Annotated in this window: 22 protein-coding genes; 14 read left to right on the top strand and 8 right to left on the bottom strand. The window is 72.4% G+C overall.

Annotated elements, in window-relative coordinates; genetic code table 11:
* Nucleotides 1-146 precede the first annotated feature (146 nt).
* From ACFVTC_RS08605 to ACFVTC_RS08580, 6 genes are all read left to right on the top strand, one after another.
* A complete protein-coding gene (locus ACFVTC_RS08605; RefSeq protein WP_390125510.1) occupies nucleotides 147-1,337 on the top strand; it encodes an energy-coupling factor transporter transmembrane component T in 1,191 nt (396 codons plus the stop codon).
* Entirely contained in the window at nucleotides 1,334-3,070 is a 1,737-nt protein-coding gene (locus ACFVTC_RS08600; RefSeq protein ID WP_390125343.1) for an ABC transporter ATP-binding protein, read from the top strand. The genes ACFVTC_RS08605 and ACFVTC_RS08600 overlap by 4 nt, the downstream gene beginning before the upstream one ends.
* Nucleotides 3,067-3,915, top strand: a complete 849-nt coding sequence (locus ACFVTC_RS08595; protein ID WP_390125340.1) for an ECF transporter S component — start codon at nucleotides 3,067-3,069, stop codon at nucleotides 3,913-3,915. Before ACFVTC_RS08600 ends, ACFVTC_RS08595 begins: the two co-directional genes overlap by 4 nt.
* 376 nt (nucleotides 3,916-4,291) lie before the next feature.
* Nucleotides 4,292-4,705, top strand: a complete 414-nt coding sequence (locus ACFVTC_RS08590; RefSeq protein ID WP_390125337.1) for a transglycosylase SLT domain-containing protein — start codon at nucleotides 4,292-4,294, stop codon at nucleotides 4,703-4,705.
* 395 nt (nucleotides 4,706-5,100) lie between these two features.
* Complete coding sequence (locus ACFVTC_RS08585) at nucleotides 5,101-5,793, top strand: YoaK family protein (RefSeq protein ID WP_390125335.1); 693 nt, start codon at nucleotides 5,101-5,103, stop codon at nucleotides 5,791-5,793.
* A 122-nt stretch (nucleotides 5,794-5,915) separates the two neighbouring features.
* A complete protein-coding gene (locus ACFVTC_RS08580) occupies nucleotides 5,916-6,500 on the top strand; it encodes a TerD family protein (protein ID WP_390125332.1) in 585 nt (194 codons plus the stop codon).
* A gap of 87 nt (nucleotides 6,501-6,587) precedes the next feature.
* On the opposite strand, the gene ACFVTC_RS08575 is transcribed toward ACFVTC_RS08580, so the two are convergent.
* On the bottom strand, nucleotides 6,588-7,757 hold the full coding sequence (locus tag ACFVTC_RS08575) for a steroid 3-ketoacyl-CoA thiolase (RefSeq protein ID WP_390125329.1): 1,170 nt from the start codon (nucleotides 7,755-7,757) through the stop codon (nucleotides 6,588-6,590).
* Between the two features lie 328 nt (nucleotides 7,758-8,085).
* On the opposite strand from ACFVTC_RS08575, the gene ACFVTC_RS08570 reads away from it, so the two are divergent.
* A complete protein-coding gene (locus ACFVTC_RS08570) occupies nucleotides 8,086-9,321 on the top strand; it encodes a cytochrome P450 (RefSeq protein ID WP_390125327.1) in 1,236 nt (411 codons plus the stop codon).
* A gap of 151 nt (nucleotides 9,322-9,472) precedes the next feature.
* On the opposite strand, the gene ACFVTC_RS08565 is transcribed toward ACFVTC_RS08570, so the two are convergent.
* Complete coding sequence (locus ACFVTC_RS08565) at nucleotides 9,473-11,692, bottom strand: bifunctional glycosyltransferase 87/phosphatase PAP2 family protein (protein WP_390125324.1); 2,220 nt, start codon at nucleotides 11,690-11,692, stop codon at nucleotides 9,473-9,475.
* A gap of 413 nt (nucleotides 11,693-12,105) precedes the next feature.
* On the opposite strand from ACFVTC_RS08565, the gene proP reads away from it, so the two are divergent.
* Together proP and ACFVTC_RS08555 are read left to right on the top strand one after the other, a co-directional pair.
* Nucleotides 12,106-13,554 carry a glycine betaine/L-proline transporter ProP gene (gene proP, locus ACFVTC_RS08560; RefSeq protein ID WP_390125321.1) on the top strand — a complete coding sequence of 483 codons (1,449 nt, stop codon included), beginning with the start codon at nucleotides 12,106-12,108 and terminating at the stop codon, nucleotides 13,552-13,554.
* 139 nt (nucleotides 13,555-13,693) lie between these two features.
* Nucleotides 13,694-14,365, top strand: a complete 672-nt coding sequence (locus tag ACFVTC_RS08555) for an O-methyltransferase (RefSeq protein ID WP_390125318.1) — start codon at nucleotides 13,694-13,696, stop codon at nucleotides 14,363-14,365.
* Nucleotides 14,366-14,386: 21 nt separating this feature from the next.
* On the opposite strand, the gene ACFVTC_RS08550 is transcribed toward ACFVTC_RS08555, so the two are convergent.
* Nucleotides 14,387-14,782, bottom strand: a complete 396-nt coding sequence (locus tag ACFVTC_RS08550; RefSeq protein ID WP_390125316.1) for a hypothetical protein — start codon at nucleotides 14,780-14,782, stop codon at nucleotides 14,387-14,389.
* Between the two features lie 132 nt (nucleotides 14,783-14,914).
* On the opposite strand from ACFVTC_RS08550, the gene ACFVTC_RS08545 reads away from it, so the two are divergent.
* Entirely contained in the window at nucleotides 14,915-15,319 is a 405-nt protein-coding gene (locus ACFVTC_RS08545; protein ID WP_390125314.1) for a DUF1992 domain-containing protein, read from the top strand.
* A 73-nt stretch (nucleotides 15,320-15,392) separates the two neighbouring features.
* Here the strand turns inward: ACFVTC_RS08545 and ACFVTC_RS08540 are convergent, their stop codons facing one another.
* On the bottom strand, nucleotides 15,393-16,283 hold the full coding sequence (locus ACFVTC_RS08540) for a hypothetical protein (protein WP_390125311.1): 891 nt from the start codon (nucleotides 16,281-16,283) through the stop codon (nucleotides 15,393-15,395).
* Nucleotides 16,284-16,297: 14 nt separating this feature from the next.
* Nucleotides 16,298-16,942: a hypothetical protein gene (locus tag ACFVTC_RS08535; protein ID WP_390125309.1), complete on the bottom strand. Its 645-nt coding sequence runs from the start codon at nucleotides 16,940-16,942 to the stop codon at nucleotides 16,298-16,300.
* 220 nt (nucleotides 16,943-17,162) lie between these two features.
* Between ACFVTC_RS08535 and ACFVTC_RS08530 the strand changes: the two genes are divergently transcribed.
* Entirely contained in the window at nucleotides 17,163-17,717 is a 555-nt protein-coding gene (locus tag ACFVTC_RS08530) for a GNAT family N-acetyltransferase (RefSeq protein WP_390125508.1), read from the top strand.
* A 329-nt stretch (nucleotides 17,718-18,046) separates the two neighbouring features.
* On the opposite strand, the gene ACFVTC_RS08525 is transcribed toward ACFVTC_RS08530, so the two are convergent.
* The gene (locus tag ACFVTC_RS08525) at nucleotides 18,047-20,200 is read right to left on the bottom strand and encodes a DHA2 family efflux MFS transporter permease subunit (protein WP_390125307.1); all 2,154 of its coding nucleotides are present in this window, start codon (nucleotides 20,198-20,200) and stop codon (nucleotides 18,047-18,049) included.
* Between the two features lie 174 nt (nucleotides 20,201-20,374).
* Here ACFVTC_RS08525 and ACFVTC_RS08520 point away from each other — a divergent pair, with 174 nt between their 5' ends.
* Nucleotides 20,375-21,451: a peptidoglycan-binding protein gene (locus ACFVTC_RS08520; protein WP_390125305.1), complete on the top strand. Its 1,077-nt coding sequence runs from the start codon at nucleotides 20,375-20,377 to the stop codon at nucleotides 21,449-21,451.
* A 534-nt stretch (nucleotides 21,452-21,985) separates the two neighbouring features.
* On the opposite strand, the gene ACFVTC_RS08515 is transcribed toward ACFVTC_RS08520, so the two are convergent.
* Both ACFVTC_RS08515 and ACFVTC_RS08510 read right to left on the bottom strand, forming a co-directional pair.
* Nucleotides 21,986-22,645 carry an HAD family hydrolase gene (locus ACFVTC_RS08515; protein WP_390125302.1) on the bottom strand — a complete coding sequence of 220 codons (660 nt, stop codon included), beginning with the start codon at nucleotides 22,643-22,645 and terminating at the stop codon, nucleotides 21,986-21,988.
* A gap of 210 nt (nucleotides 22,646-22,855) precedes the next feature.
* Nucleotides 22,856-23,437 (bottom strand): TMEM165/GDT1 family protein, encoded by a 582-nt coding sequence (locus tag ACFVTC_RS08510; RefSeq protein WP_390125300.1) that lies wholly within the window; start codon nucleotides 23,435-23,437, stop codon nucleotides 22,856-22,858.
* 448 nt (nucleotides 23,438-23,885) lie between these two features.
* On the opposite strand from ACFVTC_RS08510, the gene ACFVTC_RS08505 reads away from it, so the two are divergent.
* Both ACFVTC_RS08505 and ACFVTC_RS08500 read left to right on the top strand, forming a co-directional pair.
* Nucleotides 23,886-24,530 carry an HNH endonuclease family protein gene (locus ACFVTC_RS08505; protein WP_390125298.1) on the top strand — a complete coding sequence of 215 codons (645 nt, stop codon included), beginning with the start codon at nucleotides 23,886-23,888 and terminating at the stop codon, nucleotides 24,528-24,530.
* A gap of 104 nt (nucleotides 24,531-24,634) precedes the next feature.
* Nucleotides 24,635-26,329, top strand: coding sequence for an alkaline phosphatase D family protein (locus ACFVTC_RS08500; protein ID WP_390125296.1), 1,695 nt, complete (start codon nucleotides 24,635-24,637; stop codon nucleotides 26,327-26,329).
* Nucleotides 26,330-26,581 lie beyond the last annotated feature (252 nt).

Here is a 26,581-nt window from a genome sequence, read left to right as displayed (position 1 = left end):
CCGGCGAGACCCCGACACCCACCACCGCCGCCGGGGCAGCCACCGCCGGCGAACCCGGCAGTCCCGTCGCCCCCCTCGGGCACGCCGCCCGGCCGACCCGGCTCCCCCGCGCGGAGTCCGGCCCCCACGTGCCCACCGCGCACGCCGTGCCCGATGCCGGCCGCCGTGGGCGTCGGCGGCCACGGCGTACCCGCGCGCCGCAAGCACACCGCGGCAACGCCCTGCACCCGGGAGCCTGGTGGATCTGGGCCCTGGGCCTGGGCACCGCCGCCTCCCGCACCACCAACCCGCTGCTGCTCGCCCTGCTCATCGGCACGGCCGGATACGTGGTGGCGGCCCGCCGCACCTCGGCCCCCTGGTCCCGCTCGTACGGCGCGTTCGTCAGACTCGGTATGGCCGTGCTCGGCATCCGACTCGCCTTCGCGGTCCTCCTCGGCTCCCCCGTCCCCGGCTCGCACGTCCTCGTGACGCTCCCCGAGGTCCCCCTCCCGCACTGGGCGCAAGGCATCCGTATCGGTGGCCGGGTCACCGCCGAGGGCCTGGTCTTCGCGCTCTACGACGGTCTGAAGCTGGCCACGCTCCTCATCTGCGTCGGCGCGGCGAACGCCCTCGCGAACCCGGCGCGGCTCCTGAAGTCCTTGCCCGGCGCGCTGTACGAGGCGGGGGTCGCGGTCGTCGTCGCGCTGACCTTCGCCCCCCATCTCATCGCGGACGCGCAACGGCTGCGCGCCGCCCGCCGGCTGCGCGGCCGCCCCGACCGGGGCCTGCGCGGTCTGCTGCAGGTCGCCCTCCCGGTCCTGGAAGGCGCGCTGGAGCGGTCGGTCGCGCTCGCCGCGGCGATGGACGCGCGCGGCTACGGCCGGACCGCCGCGGTCGCGCCCGCCGTCCGCCGCACCACCGCCGTCCTGACGCTGGGCGGCCTGGTCGGCGTCTGCGCGGGCACGTACGGACTGCTGACCGCCGAGGGCGACGGTTACGGACCGCCCTTGCTGCTCGCCGGGCTGGCCGCGGCGCTGGGCGGCCTGTGGCTGGGCGGCCGCCGCTCCCCGCGCACGCGCTACCGCCCGGACGTGTGGGGCGCACGGGCGTGGCTGGTGGCCGGGTCCGGCTTCGCCGTCGCCGCCGGGCTGATCGTCTGCGCCGCCTACGACCCCGCGGCACTGCGCACCGGTGTCGTCCCCCTGGTGGCCCCGGCCTTTCCCCTGTGGCCCGCGGCCGCCGTGCTGCTCGGCCTGCTGCCCGCCTTCGTCGCCCCCGTCCCCGTACCCGGGCAGCCCCGCCCGCCCGGGAACCGCCCGGCCGCCCGGGAACCCGCCGCCACCGAGGAGCCCTCATGATCCGCTTCGAGGACGTCTCCGTGACATACGACGGAGCGGCCGAACCCACCGTCCAGGGCGTGGACTTCGAGGTGCCCGAGGGTGAACTGGTGCTGCTCGCCGGGCCCTCCGGAGTCGGCAAGTCCACCGTTCTCGGCGCGGTCGGCGGTCTCGTCCCCCACTTCACGGGCGGCACCCTGCGCGGCCGTGTCACGGTCGCCGGCCGGGACACCCGAACCCACAAACCGCGCGAACTCGCCGATGTCGTCGGCACGGTGGGCCAGGACCCCCTGTCCCATTTCGTGACGGACACGGTCGAGGACGAACTCGCCTACGGGATGGAGTCGTTGGGCCTCGCCCCGGCGGTGATGCGCCGCCGCGTCGAGGAGACCCTCGATCTGCTGGGCCTCGCGGACCTGCGTGACCGCCCGATCGCCACCCTCTCCGGCGGCCAGCAGCAGCGCGTCGCCATCGGCTCGGTCCTCACCCCGCACCCGCGGGTCCTGGTCCTCGACGAACCCACGTCCGCGCTGGACCCGGCCGCCGCCGAGGAGGTCCTCGCCGTCCTGCAGCGCCTCGTCCACGACCTCGGCACGACCGTGCTGCTGGCCGAGCACCGCCTCGAACGCGTCATCCAGTACGCCGACCGCGTCGCCCTCCTCCCCTCCCCCGGCACCCCGCCGCTCCTCGGCACCCCGGCCGAGATCATGGCCGTCTCCCCGGTGTGTCCGCCGGTGGTGGACCTCGGCCGGCTGGCCGGCTGGTCCCCGCTCCCGCTCACCGTGCGCGACGCGCGGCGCAGAGCGGGGGCGCTGCGCGAACGGCTCGCGGAGCTCGCGCCGCCCGCTACCGCTGCACCCGGGCTTCTTCCCCCGCCGGGCGCCCCCACCGGCGGGCCACCCCACCGTCCCCACCGTCTCCGGTTCCTCCCGCCCGCCCGTCCGCGTCTCCTGCGCGGGCGCACCCCCGGTTCGCCGGCCCCCTCCGCGCCGGCCGCCGTCGTCGAGGGTCTCGCCGTCCGCCGCGGTCAGGTCGAGGCGCTCCGCCGCGTGGACCTGACCGTCGCCCCCGGCGGGATCACCGCGCTGATGGGACGCAACGGAGCGGGCAAGTCCACCCTGCTCGGCACCCTGGTCGGGCTGGTCGAACCCGCCGCGGGTTCGGTCCGGGTCGGCGGCGCGGTCCCCCACCGGACGGCTCCCCAGGACCTGATCCGGCGCGTGGGTCTCGTACCGCAGGAACCACGGGACCTGCTGTACGCCGACACGGTCGCCGCCGAGTGCGCCGCGGCCGACGCCGACGCGGGCGCCGGGACCGGTACCTGCCGGGCGCTGGTCTCCGCGCTGCTGCCCGCGATCACCGACGACACCCATCCGCGGGACCTGTCGGAAGGGCAGCGGCTGGCGCTGGCGCTCGCCGTCGTCCTGGCGGCCCGCCCCCCGCTGCTGCTCCTCGACGAGCCGACCCGGGGCCTCGACTACGCGGCGAAGGCCCGGCTGGTCACCATCCTGCGCGGGCTGGCCGCCGAGGGGCACGCCATCGTGCTGGCGACCCACGACGTGGAGCTCGCCGCCGAGCTCGCGCACCGCGTGGTCGTCCTCGCGGACGGCGAGGTCGTCGCCGACGGCCCGACGGCCGAGGTGGTCGTCGCGTCCCCGTCCTTCGCCCCGCAGGTCACGAAGGTGCTGGCCCCGCAGCCGTGGCTCACGGTCGCCCAGATCAGGGACGCGCTCGCGGGGGACACGCTCGCATGACCATGTCCGGCGCCCCACGGCGCACCACCACGCACCAGCGCCAGGTACGCGCCGTCCGCCTCGGCCCCCGTTCCCTCGCCGCCCTCGGCCTGGTGAGCGTCATCGGCGTCGCCGGATTCGGCTGGCCGCTCCTCGCCGACCCCGCCTCCCGGGCCGGCACCCACGCACAGGACGCCCCCTGGCTGTTCGCGGGGCTGCTCGTCCTGCTCGTGGCGGTCGTGGCCGCGACGATCTCCGAGTCCGGCCTCGGCCCCAAGGCGGTCGCCATGCTCGGGGTGCTGGCCGCGACCGGCGCCGCCCTGCGGCCGATCGGGGCCGGGACCGCCGGGATCGAGCCGATGTTCTTCCTGATGGTGCTGAGCGGACGGGTGCTCGGACCGGGGTTCGGCTTCGTGCTCGGGTCCGTGACCATGTTCTCGTCCGCGCTGCTCACCGGCGGGGTGGGGCCGTGGATGCCGTTCCAGATGCTCGCCATGGGCTGGTTCACGATGGGCGCCGGGCTGCTGCCCGGTCCGGACCGGCTGCGCGGGCGCGCCGAGCTGACGCTGCTCGCCGGGTACGGGTTCCTGGCCGCCTTCGCGTACGGCACCGTCATGAACCTGGAGGGCTGGCCCTTCATGAACGCGCTGTCCTCGAACGTGGCCTTCGACCCGCACGCCGGGGTTCCCGCCAACCTGGCCCGCTTCCTCGCGTACTGCGTGGCCACCTCGCTCGGTTGGGACCTGGGCCGGGCCGTGGTGACGGTCGTCCTGACGCTCACGCTGGGCGCGCCGCTGCTCAGGGCGCTGCGGCGGGCCACCCGGCGGGCCGCCTTCGAGACACCGGTCACGTTCGACCCCCGGTGATCTGCGGCGTCCGTCACACCGGCCGGACGCGCTCCGCGCATCCGCGTGCGCGCTGTGCGAGGTGGAGCGTGAAGCAGCCCACAGGACGTTGGTCACATCCGAGGCGCGATAGTAGCCATTCCCGGTGGCATGAACGCTTCTCCATGCCCTCTGACCTGGGGTTTGAGAGTCAGATCACATAAGGCACTTTCTCCTCGGATGCGACCACCACTAGTAAAAGGGGGTCATTGCGGGCGGGCCCCGAGCCTGTTTCTCTGAAGCAGTCGCGAGGCGCCGACGGACCCACCCGGGTCGCGGCGCCGACGTACGCAGTCACCACGCACCACATGGTTCCGGCCTACCGCGACGGTCGTGTCCCCGAAGAAAAAGGTTCTCCGTGTCCGTCTCCTTCATCCGCCGCATCGCCTCTCCGAAGAAGGTCCTCACCACTGCCGCCGTGGCCACCGCCACCGTCGGCATGGCTCTGGCCGCGGCTCCCGCCCAGGCCGCCACCACCTCGGCCTCCTCCGCCCAGTCGATCGCGCACGAGATGATCCCGGACGCCGCGCAGTTCACCGCCTTCAGCAAGATCGTCGAGCGCGAGAGCGGCTGGAACCCCAGCGCGACGAACTCCGCCTCCGGCGCCTACGGTCTGGTCCAGGCCCTGCCCGCGTCGAAGATGTCGTCCGCCGGCTCCGACTGGAAGACCAACCCCGCCACCCAGATCAAGTGGGGCCTGGACTACATGAACTCCCGCTACGGCAGCCCGACCGCCGCGTGGAGCTTCTGGCAGGCCCACAACTGGTACTGAGCGAACCCCCACCGCACGTGAAGGCGGCGGCCCCCGATCCCCGGGGCCGCCGCCTTCGCCTGTCGTGGGCCAAGGGCCGGCGGTCCGCCACATCGGCCGGTACGCCCGTACACCGCACCGGGACCTCTTCGCGGACGTGCAGCCGGGACTCGGAGGCGCGCACCGCACCGCACCACACCACACCGATCCGGTCGCGGGCCGCACGGGCCCGGTGAGCAGCCGGCGTGGCCGCCGCGGCGAGTCCCCGCCGCGCACGCCGACCGGTCCGTCCTCCGCGCGACTCGCGCGTGTCGTCCCTCCTGTCCGCGGCGCCACGGCCCGTCGTTCCGCCCGGACGTCCTCCGCGTCATGGTGCACTTGGGTCTGCCACCACCGTCCAGCCGACCGGAGGCTCCATGGGTGCGGACAGCACGGCCGCGCGGACCGACGACCCCGAGGCGCGCGGACTGCGCCTGGTCCTGGTGCTGTTGGGGCTGACGGTGGTCAGCGGGCTCATCGACGCGGTGAGTTATCTCGGGCTCGGGCACGTCTTCACCGCGAACATGACCGGCAACGTGGTGGTGCTGGGCTTCGCCTCGGCCGGGGCGCCGGGTTTCTCCGTGCGGCACGCGCTGACCTCGCTCGCCTGCTTCCTGATCGGCGCCGCGGTCGGAGGGCGGGTCGCGGTGCGTTTCGGCGGCCGGTCGCGCCGGACCTGGGCGCGGGTCACGCTCGCCGTCGAGGCGGTGCTCGTCGGCGGGTGCGCGGCGGTCGCCTTCGCCGCGCCGGATGCCACCGGTACGACGTACACCCTGATCGCCGTCACGGCCTTCGCCATGGGCCTGCGCAACGCGACCGTCCGCAAGCTGGGTGTGCCCGACCTGACGACCACGGTCCTGACGATGACGCTGACGGGCCTCGCGGCGGACACCGCCGTCGGCGACGGTACGGGCGGCCGCTCCCCGCGACGCGTCGCCTCCGTCGCCGCGATGGCCGTGGGCGCGCTGCTGGGCGCGTGGCTGGTGCTCCACCACGGACTGGGGATCCCCCTGTTGATCGCGGCGGTGGCGGCGGGGGCCCTGGCGGTGACGGCCTCCGGGCGGGAGTAGTCCCGCTCCGGGCGACGGGTCTTCCGGGGGCGGGAACGGTCCTTGTGCTCACCCGGCTTCCGACGTCCGCGGGGCGCCAGGCAGACTTCATCGGAGCAGTCCGATGACCAGGAGGATCACGCATGATCACGCTCACGAAGGAAGACGGCCCGGCGGACCTCGACGGGGTGACCCATCTGTCCATCGGGGTGTCCTGGGACCCCACCGCCGGATCGAGCGGCGGACTGATGGGCAAGCTCCGCCGGCAGGCCGGCACCGACCTCGACCTGATCGCGATCGCGATGCAGGGCTCGGACCCGGTGCGGCTGGCGGGCCTCGACTCCCTGGACCCGCTGGGCAACGGCTCGTTGGTGCACAGCGGCGACAACCAGACCGGACGCGGCGACGGGGACGACGAGACGGTGACCGTCGAGTTCGCCCGGGTGCCGGCCAACGTCACGTCGATCGTCTTCGTCGCCGCCGCGTTCAAGAAGAGCAGTTCCTTCCAGAAGGCGCGGAACATCAGCATCAAGGTGTACGACGCGACCGGGGGCAGCACCCAGCAGGTCGCCGACATCTGGCCGAGCCTGCTCAGCAACGACAACGGCTGCGCCGTGGCCAAGGCGATAAGGGTCGGTGGCGTCTGGAAGCTGGAGGTGATCAACCAGACGGGCCGGATCAAGCAGGGTGACGAGCGGGACCTGATGCGCTTCGCGGTGAACAAGTAGGGACACCCGCCGGCGGGGACATGAGTGGGGACTTGGGGGCTGACCCGAACGTCAGCCCCCGCCCGGCGCGCCGCCCGGGTGTCCCGGCTACAGCCGCTGGATGATCGTCCCGGTCGCCAGTGCCCCGCCCGCGCACATGGTGATGAGGGCGAACTCCTTGTCCCTGCGCTCCAGTTCGTGCAGGGCCGTCGTGATCAGGCGTGCCCCCGTGGCCCCCACGGGATGCCCGAGCGCGATCGCGCCGCCGTTCACGTTGACCTTCTCCAGATCCTGTTCGAAGACCTGGGCCCAGCTCAGCACCACCGAGGCGAAGGCCTCGTTGATCTCGACCAGGTCGATGTCCTTCAGCGACATGCCGGCCTTGCCGAGTACGGCCCGTGTCGCGTCGACCGGTCCGTCCAGGTGGAAGTGCGGGTCCGCGCCGACGAGTGCCTGTGCCACGATCCGGGCCCGCGGCCGCAGCTTCAGCGCCCGCGCCATCCGCTTCGACGCCCACATGATCGCGGCGGCTCCGTCCGAGATCTGCGACGAGTTGCCCGCCGTGTGGACGGCCGTCGGCATCACCGGCTTGAGGCGCGACAGCGCCTCCGCCGACGTGTCGCGCAGCCCCTCGTCGCGGTCGACGAGCCGCCACATGCCCTGCCCGGCGCGCTGTTCGTCCTCCGTCGTGGGGACCTGCACGGCGAACGTCTCCCGCTTGAAGCGCTCCTCCGACCAGGCCACGGCCGCCCGCTCCTGCGAGAGAAGACCGAGCGAGTCGACGTTCTCGCGCGTCAGCCCGCGACGACGCGCGATCCGCTCCGCCGCCTCGAACTGGTTGGGCAGGTCCACGTTCCACTCGTCGGGGAACGGTTTCCCCGGGCCGTGCTTGGACCCCGAGCCCAGCGGCACCCGCGACATCGTCTCGACACCGCAGGAGATGCCCACGTCGATCACCCCCGCCGCGATCATGTTGGCGGTCAGGTGCGCGGCCTGCTGCGAGGAGCCGCACTGGCAGTCCACGGTCGTCGCGGCGGTCTCGTAGGGCAGGCCCATGGTGAGCCACGCCGTGCGCGCGGGGTTCATCGACTGCTCCCCGGCGTGCGTCACCGTACCGCCGACGATCTGCTCGACACAGTCGGCGTGGATGCCGGTGCGGCCGAGGAGTTCACGGTAGGTCTCGCCCAGGAGATAGGCGGGGTGGAGATTGGCGAGCGCGCCACCGCGCTTGCCGATGGGGGTGCGTACGGCTTCGACGATCACGGGTTCCGCGGCCATGGGGCTAGGTCCTCTCCTCGCTGACCCGCGCAGCGCGGGGCGTCCCGGCCCACCCACCGCGCCGAACTAGAACGTGTACTAGTTCTCCGTGCAGTCTGCTGAGCGGAGCCCCCGCGCCGCAAGGGTCGTGCACGCCCCGAAGTCGCCATCCGCGCCGCCTCCGCGCGCAATTGAGGGTGCCGCACCCCTTGCGACTTGTAGAACCCGTTATTACCTTCACGGCGATTCCCTTTTCTGATGGGCCGTCAGGCCATCGATGGGCGGCCGCCGGAACACGGCCGCCGGAACACCGTCGCCACAACAGAACGCGTGAGAGCTGGAGTTGCCGATGCCCTGTCCAGCGCTGCCCGACGGGTTCGACTTCACCGACCCCGACCTGCTGCACCACCGTGTACCCCTGCCGGAGTTCGCCGAGCTGCGCCGGGCCGAACCGGTCCGCTGGATACCCCAGCCGCCCAACCTGGCCGGGTTCCAGGACGAGGGCTACTGGGCGGTGACCCGGCACGCGGACGTCAGGTACGTCTCCACGCACCCCGAGATCTTCTCCTCGTCCCTCAACACCGCGATCATCCGCTTCAACGACCACATCGAGCGCGACGCGATCGACGCCCAGCGGCTGATCCTGCTCAACATGGACCCGCCCGAGCACACCCGCGTCCGCCAGATCGTGCAGCGCGGTTTCACCCCGCGGGCCATCCGGGCCCTGGAGCAGCGGCTGCGCGACCGCGCGCACGCGATCGTCGAGGGCGCGCGTGCCCACTCCGGGCCCTTCGACTTCGTCACCGAGGTCGCCTGCGAACTGCCCCTCCAGGCGATAGCCGAACTGATCGGCATCCCGCAGGACGACCGGGTCAAGATCTTCGAGTGGTCCAACCGGATGATCGCGTACGACGATCCGGAGTACGCCATCACGGAGGAGGTCGGCGCCGAGTCGGCCACCGAACTCATCTCGTACGCCATGAACATGGCCGCGGACCGCAAGCAGTGCCCGGCGAAGGACATCGTCAGCACGCTGGTGGCGGCCGAGGACGAGGGCAACCTCGGTTCCGACGAGTTCGGCTTCTTCGTGCTGATGCTGTCGGTGGCCGGCAACGAGACCACCCGCAACGCCATCACGCACGGCATGCACGCCTTCCTCACCCACCCCGCGCAGTGGGAGCTCTACAAGAGCACCCGTCCGGCGACCACCGCCGAGGAGATCGTCCGCTGGGCGACCCCCGTGGTCTCCTTCCAGCGCACGGCGACCCAGGACACCGAACTCGGCGGCAAGGCGATCAGGAAGGGCGACCGGGTCGGCCTCTTCTACGCCTCCGCCAACCACGACCCCGAGGTGTTCGGCGACCCCGGCGACTTCGACATCACCCGTGACCCCAACCCGCACCTCGGCTTCGGCGGCGGAGGCCCCCACTACTGCCTCGGGAAGTCCCTGGCCGTCCTGGAGATCGACCTCATCTTCCAGGCGATCGCCGACGCGATGCCGAACCTCTCCCTGGTGGGCGATCCGCGCCGGCTGCGCTCCGCGTGGATCAACGGGGTCAAGGAACTCCAGGTCGACGCCGGCTGACCCCGGCGCGCACACTCGGGCCGACGGCCTCCCGGCGCCCGTCGGCCCGTCCCGCGGGAGGCAGGGGCAGCCCCCTACGCTCCGCCCCTGCCTCCCCCGACAGCCGAAACACCGGACCCCGGGGCGACGTGCGTACCGGACCGGCGCCGGATCAGCCCGCCGTACGACCGGCCGGGCTGTCTGCGTGGCCGTCCGCCGGGCTGTCCGCGGGGCCGTCCGCCGGGCTGTCCGCGCGACTGCCCGCCGGCCTCCCGCCGGAACTCCCCGCGGAACTCTGCGCGGGGAGCTCCACCGGGCCGGCCGCGGGGCCGGCCGCCCGGTCGGCCGCGCGGCCGCGTGTCGCCGGGGCCTGCTCCTTCGTGCCCCCCTCGACGGGCCGCACCAGCGGGCGCGGCCTCGGGCCCTGGAGGAGATAGGTCAGACCGAAGCCCGCGGCGACGACCGCCGCGCCGCCCACCGCGTCCAGCACCCAGTGGTTGCCGGTCGCCACGATCGCCGAGACGGTGAACAGCGGGTGCAGCAGGCCGAGCGCCTTCATCCACCACTTGGGCGCCAGGATCGCGATCACCACTCCGCACCACAGGGACCAGCCGAAGTGCAGCGAGGGCATCGCCGCGTACTGGTTGGTGAGCGCGGTCAGTGTGCCGTAGTCCGGCTTGGAGAAGTCCTGTACACCGTGCACGGTGTCGATGACACCCAGCCCCGGCATCAGGCGCGGCGGGGCCAGCGGGTAGAGCCAGAAGCCGACGAGCGCGATCAGCGTGGCGAAGCCGAGTGCCGAGCGCGCCCAGCGGTAGTCGCCGGGACGGCGGGTGTAGAGCAGGGCTAGGACGGTGAGCGGGACCACGAAGTGGAACGACTCGTAGTAGAAGTCGAAGAAGTCCCGCAGCCACTCGACCTTGAACACCGCGTGGTTGGCCCAGTGTTCGATGTCGAGGTGCAGGAACCGCTCGATGGCGAGTATCTGGTCGCCGTGGTGCTCCGCGGCGGCCCGGCCGCCCGCGTTGGTGCCGCCCGTCGCCGCCAGCCTGACCTGTTGGTAGGCGGAGTAGCCGACGCGGATCAGGAGCAGTTCGAGCAGCAGGTTCGGGCGCGTGCGGACGCGGCCGAGGAAGGGCAGCAGCGGCACCCGCTTCCACCGGGTGGGGACGGACTCCGCGTAGTCCGTGGGGATCGGCGCCCGGTAGTACTCCGAGGTACGGGAGAGGAACGGCACGACCGTGGCGGCGGCGAGCGCGGCGAGCAGCACCACGTTGTCGCGCAGCGGGTAGACCGCCGCCATGTTCGGCAGCATCATCTTCGCCGGCAGGGTCATGACGAGGATGACGGCGACCGGCCACATGGCGCGGTCCGAGGCCTTCCTGCCGACCCGGCCGACCAGTGCGAGCAGGACCCACAGCAACTGGTGCTGCCAGGTGGTGGGTGAGACGGCGACGGCGACGCAGCCGGTGATCGCCACGGCCAGGAGCAGCTGCCCGTCCTTGGCGTAGCGCACGGCACGGCGCAGGCCCAGGACCGCGACTCCCGCGCCGAGCAGCAGGAACAGGCCGATCTCCAGCGGGCCGTTGAGGCCGAGGCGCAGCAGCGCGCCGTGCAGCGACTGGTTGGTGAGGTCGTCGGCGTCCCGGCCGAGTCCGACGCCCGCGAGGTGGTGCACCCAGTACGTGTGGGAGTCGTGCGGCATCGCGGCCCAGGCGAGGGCGGTGCAGGCGGCGAAAGTGAGCGCCCCGGACACGGCGGCGCGGCGGCGCCCGGTGAACCAGAGCAGCGGGACGAAGAGCAGCACGGTGGGCTGCAGCGCCGCCGCGAGGCCGATCAGGACGCCGCTCGCCCGCTCCCCGCGGACCGTGAAGCAGGCCAGGAGGACGAGCAGGACCGGGATGATGCTGGTCTGGCCGAGGTAGAGCGCGTTGCGCACCGGCAGCGACAGCATCAGCAGACTGATGGCCACGGGAGCGGCCAGCAGCGAGGTGCGCCGACTCACGGGCTGCGGCAGGGCGCGCGCGGCGACCACGCCGAGGGCGACGACCAGGGACAGGCTGCCGAAGGTCCATCCCCAGCCGAGGCCCTGTTCCGCGGCGCGGGTGAGGGGCTTGAGGACGAGTCCGCCGAAAGGGGTTCCGGTGAACTGCGTCGAGTCGTACAGCGACCCCTTCACGTGCAGGACGCCCTCGGGCCCCACCCAGGTCTCCAGGTCGGTCAGCCGCTCCCCTTTGGGGGTGCTCAGGACGACAGCGACCTGCCGTACCGCGAGGACCGCGGCGATCAGCCACAGCCCGATACGGATCGTGCGCAGCCGCGCCTTCGCCGATTCCGTCGCCCCCGCCCCGAAGGCACCACCCGCTCGCCCGCCGTGCTCCACATTCGCCACGCCCCGTCGGCCCTCCCGCCCCGTTCGTCCCACGTATCCCGTGCGCCGGTGTCTGTCCGGACCCTAAGAGGCTCGCACTGCCCCCGCGGAAGGACGCAGGCAACCCCCTCTTCACCTGACGTCCCCCCGCCTTTTGTCCGGATGACGATAGTGGGAGATCGGTTCGGTTCCCCCCTCGGTCTGCGACATGGATCACAATCACCCGCGACAAAGGTCACAGACAGGCCACTCGAAGCCGGTCTCCGGCGGACCCGTCGCCGCTGCGCACACCGTGTTTGCGCACGTTGCGCACAGGTCCGCCCACGGCACGTGACGCACGAGAACGACCCTATGGTCGCTTTTTGGTCTGCCCCGGGTCGTCACGCGGGGCGGACCACGTCCTTGTCCCCGTCGAAAGGCAGGCGAGCGGAATCTTGCCCTCCGTCACTCCCGTCGCTCCCGTCGCTCCCGTCCGGCTCCGGCCCCCCGCGCGGCCGGAGGTCACCGTCACCGACCCCGCCCTGGTGAAGCGCGCCGTGAAGGCCGCCGCCCTCGGCAACGCGATGGAGTGGTTCGACTTCGGCGTCTACAGCTACATCGCGGTGACGCTGGGCAAGGTCTTCTTCCCGTCCGGCAACCCCACCGCGCAGTTGCTGTCCACCTTCGGCGCGTTCGCGGCGGCCTTCCTCGTCCGCCCGCTGGGCGGCATGGTCTTCGGACCGCTGGGCGACCGCATCGGCCGCCAGAAGGTCCTGGCCCTCACCATGATCATGATGGCGGCGGGCACCTTCGCGATCGGCCTGATCCCGTCGTACGCGACGATCGGCGTCGGCGCTCCGCTGCTGCTGCTCGCGGCCCGGCTGGTGCAGGGCTTCTCCACCGGTGGCGAGTACGCGGGCGCCTCCACCTTCATCGCCGAGTACGCGCCCGACAAGAAGCGCGGTTTCTTCGGGAGCTGGCTGGAGTTCGGCACGCTCGCCGGATACATCGGCGGCGCGGGTCTGGTCACCCTCATGACCACCCTCCTGTCCACCGAGGACCTGCTGGCCTGGGGCTGGCGCGTGCCGTTCCTGATCGCGGGCCCGATGGGCGTCATCGGCCTGTACCTGCGGATGCGCCTGGAGGAGACCCCGGCGTTCGCGGCGGAGCTGGAGAAGGCGTCGAAGAAGGAGAAGGACCGCCCCAAGGTGCCGCTGCGCGCGATGCTCGCCGGCCAGTGGCGCGCGCTGCTGCTCTGCGTCGGCCTGGTGCTGGTCTTCAACGTCACCGACTACATGCTGCTGTCGTACATGCCGAGCTATCTGACGAGCGAGCTGAAGTACGACGAGACGCACGGACTGCTGGTCGTCCTCGGCGTGATGGCGCTGATGATGATCGTGCAGCCCTTCGCGGGCGCGCTGACCGACCGGATCGGCCGCCGCCCGGTGATCGCCGCCGGATGTGCCGGATTCCTCGCGCTGTCCGTCCCCGCCATCCTGCTCATCCGTCAGGGCAGCCTGCTCGCGGTCGCGCTCGGCATGGGCGCGCTGGGCCTGCTGCTGGTGTGCTTCACCTCCGCGATGCCGGCCGCGCTTCCCGCGCTGTTCCCGACGAAGGTCCGCTACGGCTCGCTCTCCATCGGCTTCAACGTCTCCGTCTCGCTCTTCGGCGGCACGACCCCGCTGGTGGTCACGGCGCTCATCGGGGTGACCGGGAACATGATGATGCCCGCGTACTACATGATGGCCGCGGCCGTGATCGGCGGCGTGGCGGTGTGGTTCATGTCCGAGTCGGCGGGCCTGCCGCTGCCGGGTTCCGCTCCGGCCGTCGAACCCGGCACCGTGCCCGACACCGTGCCCGACGCCGAATCCGGCACCTCGTGCGCCACCGGGGCCGACGCCTGACCCACCCCCGCCGACCGGCCGGTGTCACCCCGCGCACGGAGGATCTCTCTCTTGGCGGCTGACAAGCGTGGGTGGCGCGACTAGATTCGTCCACGAAACTGGTTAGCGCTTCTAACTAGGCATACGAAGGGCATGGCGTATGAGCGAGTCGCAGTTGTGGAACGACGTCGACGACTACTTCACCGCCCTCCTCTCCCCCGCCGACGAGACCCTGACCGCCGCGCTGCGCGACAGTGACGCCGCCGGGCTTCCGAAGATCAACGTCGCGCCGAACCAGGGCAAGCTGCTCCAGCTCCTCGCCCGGATCCAGGGCGCGCGCCGCATCCTGGAGATCGGCACCCTCGGCGGTTACAGCACCATCTGGCTGGGCCGCGCGCTGCCCGCCGACGGCCGGCTGGTGACCTTCGAGTACGACGCCACCCACGCCGAGGTCGCCCGCCGCAACCTCGCCCGCGCCGGCCTCGACCGGATCGCCGAGGTGCGGGTGGGTCCCGCGCTGGAGTCACTGCCGAAACTGGCCGAGGAGAACCCGGAACCGTTCGACTTCGTCTTCATCGACGCGGACAAGGTGAACAACCCGTCGTACGTGGAGTGGGCCCTCAGGCTCACCCGCCCCGGCAGCCTGATCGTCGTCGACAACGTCGTGCGCGGCGGTCACGTGGCCGACGCGGGCAGCACCGACCCGAGTGTGCGGGGCACCCGGGCCGCGCTGGAACTGATCGCCGCCCACCCCAAATTGAGCGGTACGGCGATCCAGACGGTGGGCAGCAAGGGGTACGACGGGTTCGCGCTGGCCCGGGTCCTCGACTAGGCCGTGTCGTGGTTCCGGGATCTACTGCTCGTGGTAGAAGCCCACGTTCACGCTCTGCGGTCCTGTGCGGTCGAAGATGACGATCTCTCCGGAGCTGCCCGCGGGGAGCTGCGCCGTCCCCCCGTACGGGAGGGACCGGGTGGACGTCCCGGCGAAGGTCAGCCGGACCTCGGAGGAGGGGTCCGGCCGGGAACCGTGCAGCCAGGTGACCTGCCAGGAGCCCTCCGGACCGCACAGGAACTCCAGGTGGACCCGGGAGACGAACAGCCAGTCGTCGGGGGTGGCGAGCCGGCACACGGTCCGGTCCCGGCCCACCCGCAGCACGGCGCCGGGGTCGCTCGGTGCGTCGGCCATCAGCATTCCGGCCGTCGCACCCGCGTCCGCCCCGGTGACCGAGGCCATGGTGAGTTCGAGCACGTGCGCTCCTTCGCGTTCCGGTGAATCCGCCCACCGGTTCGATCGTCCTGGTGCCGGGCGTGGTTGACGCGCCGCCGCCGCATGATAATTCGCCCGATCGTCCGATCGGGCGTCCTCCGGCACAATGGACGTATGACCGAGCGCAAGCCACCCGGCGTCAGCTTCGAGTCCTGGGTCGACCGGCAGATCCGCGAGGCGGAGGCCCGCGGTGAGTTCACGGACCTCCCGGGCGCGGGAAAGCCGCTGCCCGAGGTGACCGACACGTCGTACGACGAACTGTGGTGGATCAAACGGAAGATGGCCCGTGAGGGCCTGTCGGTGCTGCCCCCGACACTGGCCCTGCGCAAGGAGGCCGAGGACGCGCTCGCGGCGGCGGCGTCGGCGCCCTCGGAGCGCGCCGTGCGCCGGATCGTCGAGGACATCAACGCCAAGATCCGCGAGGTCATGTTCAAGCCGCCGCCGGGGCCTCCCCTCGGTCTCAAGCCCTACGACGTGGACGAGATCGTCCGGGACTGGCGCGAGCGCCGGACCGGGTGACCCCGTCGACGCGTGAGGCCGCGTCCCGGAACATGGTCCGGGACGCGGCCTCACGATTGCCGTGCGGTGCCGGTCAGAGGTGCAGCAGACGCTCCGTGACCTCACGGTAGTCCCGCAGGGCCAGGCGCAGTTGCTCGGTGTCGGACGCCTCGTCCGCACCGGCCTTCTCCCAGGACGTGCGCAGCGTGCGCCGGCGCCGGGCCATCGCGTCCGTGAACTGTGCCGTGAGCTCCTCGAGGACATGGTCGGCCTCCTCGACGGACGCCCGCGGACCGTCGACGAACCCGCCGACCGCGTGCCGCATCCGCAGCGCGTACTTGTCGCACGCGTCGTGCGACAGGAGCGCGGTGCCGTCCGCTCCGGAGACGCCGTTCTCCCGTGCCGTGCCCGGCTCGTGCGCGCCTGAGCGGGCGGACTCGCGGGAGCTGTCGCCTCCGGCGCGCCCGGCGGCCGGGGCCGCGGTCCCGCGGGACCCCTTGGTCTCACGGGAGGTGGTGGCCTCACGGGAGCCCAGGGGGACCGGCGTGCGCGGCGTCACGGCGTGTTCGCCGGTGGTGGACGCGGCCCGGTCCGGTGTCTCACGGTGCTCGTCCGCGGTCGCGCCGGACGGGGCCGCAGTCTGGCGGGAGGACGTGGGGAAGGGGGTGCGGGCCGCCGTGCCGCGCTCACCGGGACCGGCTGTCCGGTCCGGGGTGTCGCGGTGGGTGTCCGCGGCCTCGCGACCACGGCTCCGCTCGTCCCCTCGTACCTCCGTGCCCTCGGTCCTGCCGGTCTCGGTCCTGCCGGCCTCGGTCCTGCCGGTCTCGGTGCTCTCGGCTTCGGTGCTCTCGGCTTCGTTCTTCGCTGTCGTCCCGCGCTGCGGGGCCGACTCGTTCTGCGGGGTCCGCGGGGCGGTTGTCGCCTCCGTGTCGCCCTTCAGTACCTCGCGGCGGGTCGCCGTGTCCTTGCCTTCGTCCGGTGTCATGTCGTTCACCTTCCTCAACTCCCCTTCACCTGGCGCCTGGTGAGCGCCCACGGCGTCCGGGATCGGTTGTCGGGAGCCGGGTCCGGCCGGCCGGTGGCGGTGTCCTGGCGCTTCGTGGACACCAGTTCCTCGAAGAGGGCGCGGGCCTCGATCATGGCCTCGCGGAGTTCCTCCGTGCCGGCGCGGTCGTCCTCGGTGGGGCTGTACGTGGCCTCGTGAACCCGCCGGTAGCCGTGGACATGGTGTCCGTGGTGGACCGAGAGTGCCTCCAGCCGCTCCTCGTAGCGCTCACCGTCGGGGAAGCCGCGCTCGCCGGCCACCTCACCGAGCAGGCGGTCAGCCTCGGCCACCGCGTCCTGCGGAGAATCGACGAAGCGTTCCTGAGCGGCCGTCCAGCGGACCGTGTACTGCTCGCGGGCCGACGCCTCCAGCGGCCGCCGCCGCAGCGAGCCGTGCCGCTTCACGCGCTCGGCGAGGTCACGCTCGGCGGCCCTGGCGTCGCCGTCGTGCCGGGCGACGACCCGGTCGTATTCGGGCCCGAAGCGCCGCCGCAACGTGCGTCCGCCCTGCGGCCTGCGGGCGAGGAGAGTCAGGGCGGCTGCGACAACGGCAACGGCCGCCACGATCACGATCAGAGCGATGATGACGCCTGTGGACATGGATGCCTTCCGGGGTTCTCGACCCAACGGGCCGGTTCGCGGATCGGGTTGCCCGGAAGTACACCTTCAAACGGGGCCCGTCGCGCCCGGTCCCGCCCGATCCCGCCCGATCCGGGGCCGGTTCACCCGAAACCCGGTTGCGGAACGGGACCGGTGCGCCGTGACAATGACCGCCATGACCCGTACCGGCGCCCCCTCGACGAACGGCACGACGGACGACATGACGAACGGCACGACGGACGGCGCGGCGAACGCTCCCGCCGGCCCTGCGGCGGCTTCCTGGACCATCGCCCCCGAACCCTTCGACTCCCCCGCCGCCGCGGCACTGTGGCGTGCCTACTACACCGAGGTCAGCGACCGCTGGTACCTGCTGCACGAGGGCCACGCGACCGACCCCGGAGAGCTGGAGCGGGAGATCGCCGCGAGCACGGGGGCCGAGTTCACCGCGCCCACCGGAGTGCTGCTGGTCGCTCGGTACGGCGGTGAACCCGGGGGCATGGCGGGCATACAGATGCTCGACGCCGTCACGGGTGAGCTGAAGCGGGTGTTCGTGCGGCCCGAGCTGCGCGGCCGGGGCGGCGCAGCGCTGCTGCTCGCCGAGGCCGAACGGGCGGCACTCGGCCTCGGCGCCCGGAAACTGGTCCTCGACACCCGCGGTGACCTCGTGGAGGCGCGCGCGCTCTACGCCCGGCACGGCTACGAGGAGACCGCGGCCCACAACGACGAGATGTACGCCGAGCACTGGTTCACGAAGCGGCTGCGGACGTCCTCCTGACGCGTCGCCGCGCCGAGGTCGGAGCGGGGCCCCGGGTGCGGGGCGCGGGTGCGTACGGGCCGCTGGTGGCTACGGGCGCGGGTGGGTACGGGCCGCTGGTGGCTACGGGCGCGGGTGGGTACGGGCCGCTGATGGCTGCGGGCGCGGGTGAGTACGGGGCGGATGCGGGGCGGATGCGGGGCGGAGGTCGATGCGGGGCGGGTGCGGGGCGGAGGTCGGTACGGGGCGGATGCGGGGGCAGGGGTCGGTGCGGGGCGGAGGTCGATGCGAGGCCGGTGCGGGGCGGAGGTCGATGCGGGGCCGGTGCGGTCCGGTCGCCGCGGGGACCGTCAGGGCATCAGCCCCTGCGGTCGCGGCACCGAGCCGTCGTGCGGGCGCTCCGCGTCGGAGCCCGACATCTCCGCGTTCAGCTCCTCGACCAGCCTGGCCAGGTCCGTCGGGCGGTCCGGACCCCACCAGTCGCCCAGCAGCTCGGCGAGGGACTCCTCACGCGCCTTCGCCAGGTTCCCGGCGGCCTCCCGCCCCTCGTCGGTGAGTACGAGGTCGAGTCCCTCCCGGTCCACGAGGCGCCGTACCTCCAGCTGGCGGGCGGCGGCGAGCACCACGGGCAGCGGCACGGCGCTCCGCTCGGCCAGCTGCGCCGGCTCGGCCCAGCCGTACTTCTTGATCCGCAGCAGCAGCCAGCTCGCGGCGGGCAGCAGGTCGTATCCGGCCCGCGCGGTGATCTTCTCGTAGATCGCGCGCCGGCCCTCCCGGGTGCCGAGCACCGACAGCGCGCGGCACACCTCGTCGTACGACGACCGCTCCACCGGATTGGAGGCGAGCGTCTCGGTGATGTCCGGCGCCGTGACCGACCCCCGCAGTTTGTCCTCCCGCAGGAACCACGCCAGCACGAAGCCGAGCAGGGCGACCGGAGCCGCGTACAGGAAGACGTCGGTGATCGACGAGGCGAACGCGTGCAGGACGGGCTGGCGCAGCGCGGGCGGGAGGCCCGGGATGCCCTTCGGGTCGGCCTTCAGGCTGTCCGGAGAGATACCGGGCGGCAGATGCCGTCCGCTCAGCGCGGCCGTGAGTTTGTCGCCGAGGCGGTTCGCGAAGACCGTGCCGAAGATCGCCACGCCGAACGAGGCGCCGATGGAGCGGAAGAAGGTCGCGCCGGAGGTGGCGACGCCCAGATCCTCGTACGAGACCGCGTTCTGCACGATCAGGACCAGCACCTGCATCACCAGGCCGAGACCCAGGCCGAAGACGAAGAAGTACGCGCTCATGCGGCCGGTGCTGCTGTGCTCGTCGAGCTGGTGCAGCAGGAGCAGGCCGATGGTGGTGATGCCGGTGCCGACGACGGGGAACACCTTCCAGCGGCCCGTACGGCTGACGACCTGGCCGGAGAGCGTGGACGAGATCAGCAGCCCGAACACCATGGGCAGCATGTGCACGCCCGACAGGGTGGGGGACACGCGCTGGACCACCTGGAGGAAGGTCGGCAGGTAGGTCATCGCCCCGAACATCGCGAAGCCGACGATGAAACTGATCACGGCGGAGAGGGTGAAGGTCCGGATGCGGAACAGTTTCAGGGGCAGGACGGGTTCGGCCGCACGCCGCTCCACGGCCACGAAGACCACGGCGAGGGCCACGCCGACCGCGGCGAGGCCGATGACCTGCGGCGAGCTCCAGCTCCAGGTGGTGCCGCCGAGCGAGGCGACCAGGACCAGACAGGTGGCGACCGCGGCGATGAGGAAGGTGCCGAGGTAGTCGATGACGTGCTTGGCGGCCTTCCCGGGGATGTGCAGGACGGCCGCGATCACGACGAGCGCGACGGCGCCGACGGGGAGGTTGATGTAGAAGACCCAGCGCCAGCTGAGCTGCTCGGTGAAGAGTCCGCCGAGCAGCGGGCCGAGCACGCTCGTCGCGCCGAACACGGCGCCGAACAGTCCCTGGTACTTGCCCCGGTCACGGGGCGAGACGATGTCGCCGACGATCGCCATGGACAGCACCATCAGGCCGCCGCCGCCCAGGCCCTGCAGGGCCCGGAAGCCGATCAGCTCGCCCATGTTCTGTGCCATGCCGCACAGCGCGGAGCCGATCAGGAAGATCACGATCGCGGTCTGGAAGAGTTTCTTGCGGCCGTACTGGTCGCCGAGCTTGCCCCAGAGCGGGGTGGCCGCGGTCGAGGCCAGCAGATAGGCGGTGACCACCCAGGAGAGGTGCTCCAGGCCGCCGAGGTCGCTGACGATGGTGGGCAGCGCGGTCGACACGATCGTCTGGTCCAGGGCGGCCAGCAGCATGCCGAGCAGCAGTGCGCCGATCGAGACGACGACACCTGCGTGCACCGTCTCCTGGGCGTCGGCGGCGGCCGCGGAGCGCCTTCGTTCGGCGGACTCGTTCACGGCGTACGGGGGTGTGTCGGCGTTCGTGCCGTGCGAGTCCCGCCGCACGTCTCCCCGTTCTTCTCCCTGTACGTCGCCGGGTATGTCGCCCGTCATTCGCGCCTCCCATGGCCCCCGAGGGTCTCGGTCACCCTCCATGGTGGTCGGTATGTCCGTTTGCGGCCCGTCGAGCCGGAGTGAGGGGTTCCGGGGGCTCCCGCGAGCGGGTCGGAGGCGTCTGGATAGCCTCGGGAACCAAACGGGGGATCTTCAGGGGAGGGGACCCAAGGCGTGACTGATCCGAACGGGCATGTCTGCCCGGAGTGTGCGGTGCCGCGGGCGGGGGACGGGACGCCGTCCTGCGTCTGCACGCTACGCGCGTCCGACGCCCTGCGGGACGCCCGTACGGCGGAGGCGGCCGCGGCGGAGGACTTCGATCCGCTGCGGATACGTCCGTATGTGGAGCTCGGCGTGAACGGTGCGGGGGGTGAGCCCTCCGACGCCGGGGGCGCGGGCGGAGGCGGAGGCGGGGGCGGAGGCCGGGGCCGGGGCTCGGGCGAGGACGAGGACGCTTCGGCTCGGACGATGCGGTTGGGGAGGGTGCCGGCCGAGGACACGGTGGCGCTCTTCCGGGTCGAGCACGGGATGCCGGCTCCTGGTGCCGGTGCGCGTACGGGTGCGGGTGCGGGTGCGGGTGCGGGGGGCGAGACGGATGGGGGCCGTCTCGGCGTGTCGGACGAGGAGCCGGGGCGGCGTGGGCGGCGGACCGCGCTGCTGGCCGCCGCCGGTGTGGTGGTGGCTGTCGTGGCGGCGGGGTTCGTGAGTGGGCTCTTCTCGTACGACGCTCCGGCGCGGGACGGGGCGCTGCCGGACGAGGTGAGGGCCAGCGTGCCGGATCCGTCGACGACGTCCGGCTCGGCCTCGGCGTCGGCGTCCGCGCCGCGATCGTCGCGATCTGCCGTGGCGGTGGCGCCGTCCAGTACCGGCCCGTCGCCCTCCGCGTCGGCCTCGACGGCGTCGGCGTCGCCGTCGGCATCGGCATCGCCGTCCCGGTCGGCCGGGCCGTCGCAGTCCCCCGAGAGCCCCCCGGCGACCGGCCCGGCGGCGCCCGGACAGGGGACCACGCCCTCGAACGGACAGCTGTCAGCGACGCTGCGGCGCGGTGACCGCGGGCCGGAGGTCACCGAACTCCAGCTGCGCCTGCGCCAGCTGTTCCTCTACAACAGCAGGGCCGACGGCAGCTACTCCCGTCAGGTCGAGGACGCCGTACGCCGTTACCAGTGGGCCCGCGGCATCACGAGTGACGAACAGGGCGTGTACGGCAGGGCGACGCGGGCGAGCCTCGAATCGGAGACGCGGGAGCCGTAGCGGCTGGGTGGTGGGTCGGGGCCGGGGCGGTACGTCGAGGGTGTCGCCGCCGGATCAGACGTGGGCCGGGCAAGCGACCCGCGGCTCGATCCGAACGTAAGCGACACCCTTACGACGCACCGCCCCGGCCCCTCCCGCCGGACGGACGACGGCGGGAGGGGACATCCGAATGCCCCCGAGAACCGAGCCGCTCAGTTTTTGGCCGGATCGATCGTGAAGTTCCGAAAGCAGCCACCTCATACTCAGCTCCCGGCCCACCCAGGATGCAGGCCACGACCCCACCCAGGCCCGCCTGAAATCAGGCCCCCGCCCCATCCGGGGACCAGGGGCGCGGCCCCGCCGAGGAAGGCGGGGTGGAGCCCCCTGGGACGGGACCCGGGTGCCGCCCCTGCACCCGGTCCAACCGGGAAGGCGGGGGTGGAGCCCCTGGCATGGCACCGGGGTGCAGGGGCGCCGGCCTCGCCCGGGGGCTGGTGGCGGAGCCCCCGGGGATGGGGAGGGTAGGGGCGGCAAGGGCGGGGGAAAGGGCCCGGGTCAGCTGATGTGCAGGCGCAGGGAACCGTCGTCCACGCGCTCCACCCGGATCTGCGTCAGGTCCTGGACGAGGACGTCGGGGCGGTGGAACCCGGCCCGCGGACCGACCCCGACCACCCGCATCCCGGCCGCCCGTCCGGCCGATATCCCCGCACCGGAGTCCTCGAAGACGACACAGTCCTCGGGCGCGACGCCCAGTTCAGCGGCGCCCTTCAGAAACCCTTCGGGGTCCGGCTTGCTCGCCCCGACGGACTCGGCGGTCACCCGCACGTCGGGCAGCCCGAGCCCGGCGGCAGCCATCCGCGCGCTGGACAGCCCCACGTCCGCCGAGGTGACGAGCGCGTGCGGCAGCCCGGCGAGCGAGGCCAGGAACTCCTCGGCACCAGGGACGGCGACCACGCCGTCCATGTCGGCGGTCTCCTCGGCGAGCATCCGCGCGTTGTCGGCGTAGTTCTGCTCCATGGGCCGGTTCGGCAGCAGGACCGCCATCGAGGCGTACCCCTGCCGCCCGTGGACGACCTTCATGACCTCGTCCCCGTCCAGCCCGTGCCGGTCGGCCCAGCGGCGCCAGCAGCGCTCGACGACGACGTCCGAGTTGACGAGGGTGCCGTCCATGTCGAGCAGGAGGGCGCGGGCGGTCAGAACGGTGGTGGCCGTCATCGGCAGGCTCCAGAACGCGGGGGGAGAACGCGGGGAAGAGAAGGAACCGGGGGCGGCCGGTCCGAGGCTCGGCGCGGGTCCCCCGGAGGGACAAGGCGGCCCCGCCCGCCGGTCAGGGAGTGCGGACGGGAGCCACTTTGTTTCTCTACGATACAAAATGGACGGCCCCAGCGCCACCACCTCCGCCGGGACCGTGCCACTCCGGGCCGCTCAGCCCGCGACCGCCTCGTACAGGCTCCACACCCCGAGCCCCAGCATCAGCACCGCGGCGACCTTGGTGATGAGCTCCAGCGGCACCCGCTTCATCAGCGCCTTCCCGCCGACGATGCCGAGCCCGCCCACCGCCCACAGCGCGAGCACCGCGCCGAGACCGACGGAGAGCGGGTCGTCGTAGCGGGCCGCGAGGTTCGCCGTCATGATCTGCGTGAGGTCACCGAACTCGGCGACCAGGATGAGCATGAACCCCGCCCCCGAGACCTTCCAGAAGGTCTGGTTCGCCGGGTTGCGGATCCCCTCGTCGCCCTCGCCCTTCTTCAGGAGCAGCACGGCCGCACCGGCGAGGAAGAGCACACCCGTGAGCGCGTGCACGATCTGCTGCGGCAGCAGGGTCAGTACGCTGCCCGCCGCGACGGCGAGCGCGACATGCACGGCGAAGGCGGCGGCGACACCCACGAAGACGTACGAGGCGCGGTAGCGGGCGCCCAGGACGAGTCCGGCGAGCGCGGTCTTGTCCGGCAGTTCGGCAAGGAAGACGACACCGAAGACGAGCGCCATCACGGTGATGCTGATCAAAATCCCTCAATCGGTCGGGGCCGCCCCACCGAGAGTGCTGTGACTGTGACGCGACACCTCGGCACGGCAGCACACATGGGCGCCCTCGCGTCCCTGGACGCGTGGGCGGTGCACTGCGTTGCCGAAGGTCTCGCTGACCGGCCTCCGCGGACCCGTGGGTCACGGTCGAGGCCTGCCTCCGGGCGCCGGCTCAGACGAGCTGAGCAGTATGTCGACGGTCCGGCGAAGAGCTACTCCCCTTCTGCGCCGACCACTCTACGGGACGGCGGAACGGGCGGATAAGGGCCGAAGGTCCCGCGGGCGGACGGCGCGCGATCCGTGACGTCACAGGTCTTGGCATGTCATGAGCACGTCACTAGCTTCTAACCTGACGCACCCCTCCCGGAAACGAGCCGGCGCAAGCATGGGCCCGCTCGCTCCAACGTCCCCCCACTCCAAGGGAGTTCGCATGCCGAAGGTCTACGCGCGTCGACGGCTGAGCATACTCGCAGCCTTCACCGGCCTGATAGCCATGGCCGGGATATTCACCGGCCCCACCGCCTCCGCCGCCCTGCCCACCCCGGTCAGCGCCGCCACCGCCCGCACCTACCTCGCCTCCCTCTCGGTCAAGACGGAGAACCGGACCGGCTACAACCGCGACCTGTTCCCCACCTGGATCACCATCAGCGGCACCTGCAACACCCGTGAGTACGTCATCAAGCGCGACGGTTCGAACGTCGTCACCAACTCCGCCTGCACGGCCACCAGCGGCAGCTGGTACTCCGTCTACGACGGCGCCACCTGGACCGCCGCCTCCGACCTGGACATCGACCACCTCGTACCGCTGGCCGAGGCCTGGGACTCCGGCGCCAGCGCCTGGACCACCGCGCAGCGTCAGGCCTTCGCCAACGACGTGACCCGCCCGCAGCTCATCGCCGTCACGGACAACGTCAACCAGCAGAAGAGCGACCAGGACCCGGCCGAGTGGATGCCCCCGCTCAGCTCGTACGCCTGCACCTATGTCCGCGCCTGGGTCCAGGTGAAGTACTACTACAACCTCGCCGTCGACTCCGCCGAGAAGGCCAAGCTGAGCTCCGTCCTCAACGGCTGCTGAGCGGACGCCGTCCCCCCACATCCGAAACCGGCGCGCTTTCCGGAACCTCCCCGCTCCCCTCCGTCGTTCCGTACCGTACGGGGCGACGGAGGAGGGTGATCACCATGGCGGAGCTGCTCCTGGGGCCGCTGTTGAGGTATGTCGACGGCTCGTCCGCGACCTTCTGGGTCGAGGCGAACCGTCCTTGCACCGCCGAGGTGCGCTGCGCGGGCGGCGCCCGCGGCGAGGCGCGCACGTTCCAAGTCGCCGGGCACCACTACGCGTTGGTGCCGGTCGACGGACTGACACCGGGCACGGTGTCCGCGTACGAAGTGCTGCTCGACGGTGTCGGCGTCTGGCCGCTGCCGGGCTCGGCCTTCCCGCCCTCGGTCGTCCGCACCCCGGACGGGCAGGACGCGGTCCGGGTCACCTTCGGCTCCTGCCGCTGGGCGGCTCCCCCCGCCGACGAGAAGGACCCGGCGGGTCCGGACGCCCTGGACACCCTGGCGCGACGTATCGCCGCCGCACCGGACGGCGAACGCCCCGACGTCCTGCTGCTGTTGGGCGACCAGGTGTACGCGGACGAGGTCTCGGACGCCACCCGCGCGTGGCTCACCGCCCGCCGCAGCCTCGCGGACCCTCCGGGCAGCCAGGTCGCGGACTACGAGGAGTACACCCGCCTCTACTACGAATCCTGGCTCGACCCCGAGGTCCGCTGGCTGCTGTCGACCGTGCCCAGCTGCATGATCTTCGACGACCACGACGTCATAGACGACTGGAACACCAGCGCCGCGTGGGTCTCCGACATCCGGGCCACGGGGTGGTGGCGCGAACGGCTGCTGTCCGGCCTGATGTCGTACTGGGTCCACCAGCACCTCGGCAACCTCTCGCCGCGCGAACTGGCCGAGGACCCCCTCTACGCCGCCGTCCGCGAGACCCCCGACGGCACGGACGTGCTGCGCGGCTTCGCCGCCCAGTCCGACGCCGACCCCGCCTCCGTGCGCTGGAGCTACCGCCGCGACTTCGGCCGCGTCCGGGTACTGATGGTGGACACCCGGGCCGCCCGGGTGCTCGCCGAGGACGAGCGGGCCATGCTGGATCCGGGCGAGGCCCGGTGGCTGCGCGAACAGGCACTGGACGCCCCGGGCTCGTACGACCACCTCCTGATCGGGACCTCGCTGCCCTGGCTCCTCCCCCACCTGGTCCACGAGGCCGAGGCGTGGGATGCCGCGCTGTGCCGGGGCGAACGGGGCACGCGCTGGGCCAGGTTCGGCGAGAAGCTGCGCCGCGGGGCCGACCTGGAACACTGGGCGGCCTTCCCGGCTTCCTTCGACGCGCTGGCCGGGCTGGTCGCCGAGGCCGGTTCGGGTCCGGACGCGCCGGCCACCGTGTGCGTGCTGTCGGGAGACGTCCACCACGCCTACGTCGCCGAACCCGTTTGGCCCGAGGGCGCGTCCGGTCCCGATGCCCGCGTGCTCCAACTGACCTGCTCCCCGGTCCACAACTCCATACCCGCGTACATGCGGCTCGGATTCCGCTTCGGGTGGAGCGGGGTGGGCCGGGCGATCGGCCGCCGCCTGGCCAGGCACGGCAACTGCGCGCGACCCGCCGTCAACTGGCGCAGGACGGGCGGACCCTGGTTCGGCAACCAGCTCATGACCCTGACCCTGCACGGTCGTTCCGCCCGGCTGCGACTGGAGCAGGCACGGGCGGGGCGGAGGAGCGGGACCGGGAGCGGGACCGGGAGCGGAGACGGGCGCGGAGACCGGCGCGGGGGCGCCCGGCTGCGGACGGTCGTGGAGTCCGAGCTGAGTTCGTGAGCCCAGCACCCTCGAGTTCGAGAATCCTTGGGTTCGAGAATCCTTGGGTTCGAGAATCCTTGGGTTCGGGAGGTTATGGATTCGGGGGGTTGTGGGTTCAGCAGGTTGTGGGTTCAGGAGGTCGTGCGTTCAGGGGGGCGATTTCGGGAGGTCGCGGGTTCGGGAGCTCGCGGGTTCGGGGCGCGTCGAGAGTCCGGGATGCCACGAGTTCGGAAGGCCGTGCGTTCGGGGCGCGTCGAGAGTCCGGGATGC

Origin of the sequence: Streptomyces sp. NPDC057950 (assembly GCF_042887295.1) — a bacterium.
Taxonomy (GTDB): Bacteria; Actinomycetota; Actinomycetes; order Streptomycetales; family Streptomycetaceae; genus Streptomyces; species Streptomyces kaempferi.
The sequence above is the reverse complement of the archived record's forward strand: the minus strand, read 5'-3'. Positions and strand labels throughout refer to the sequence as shown.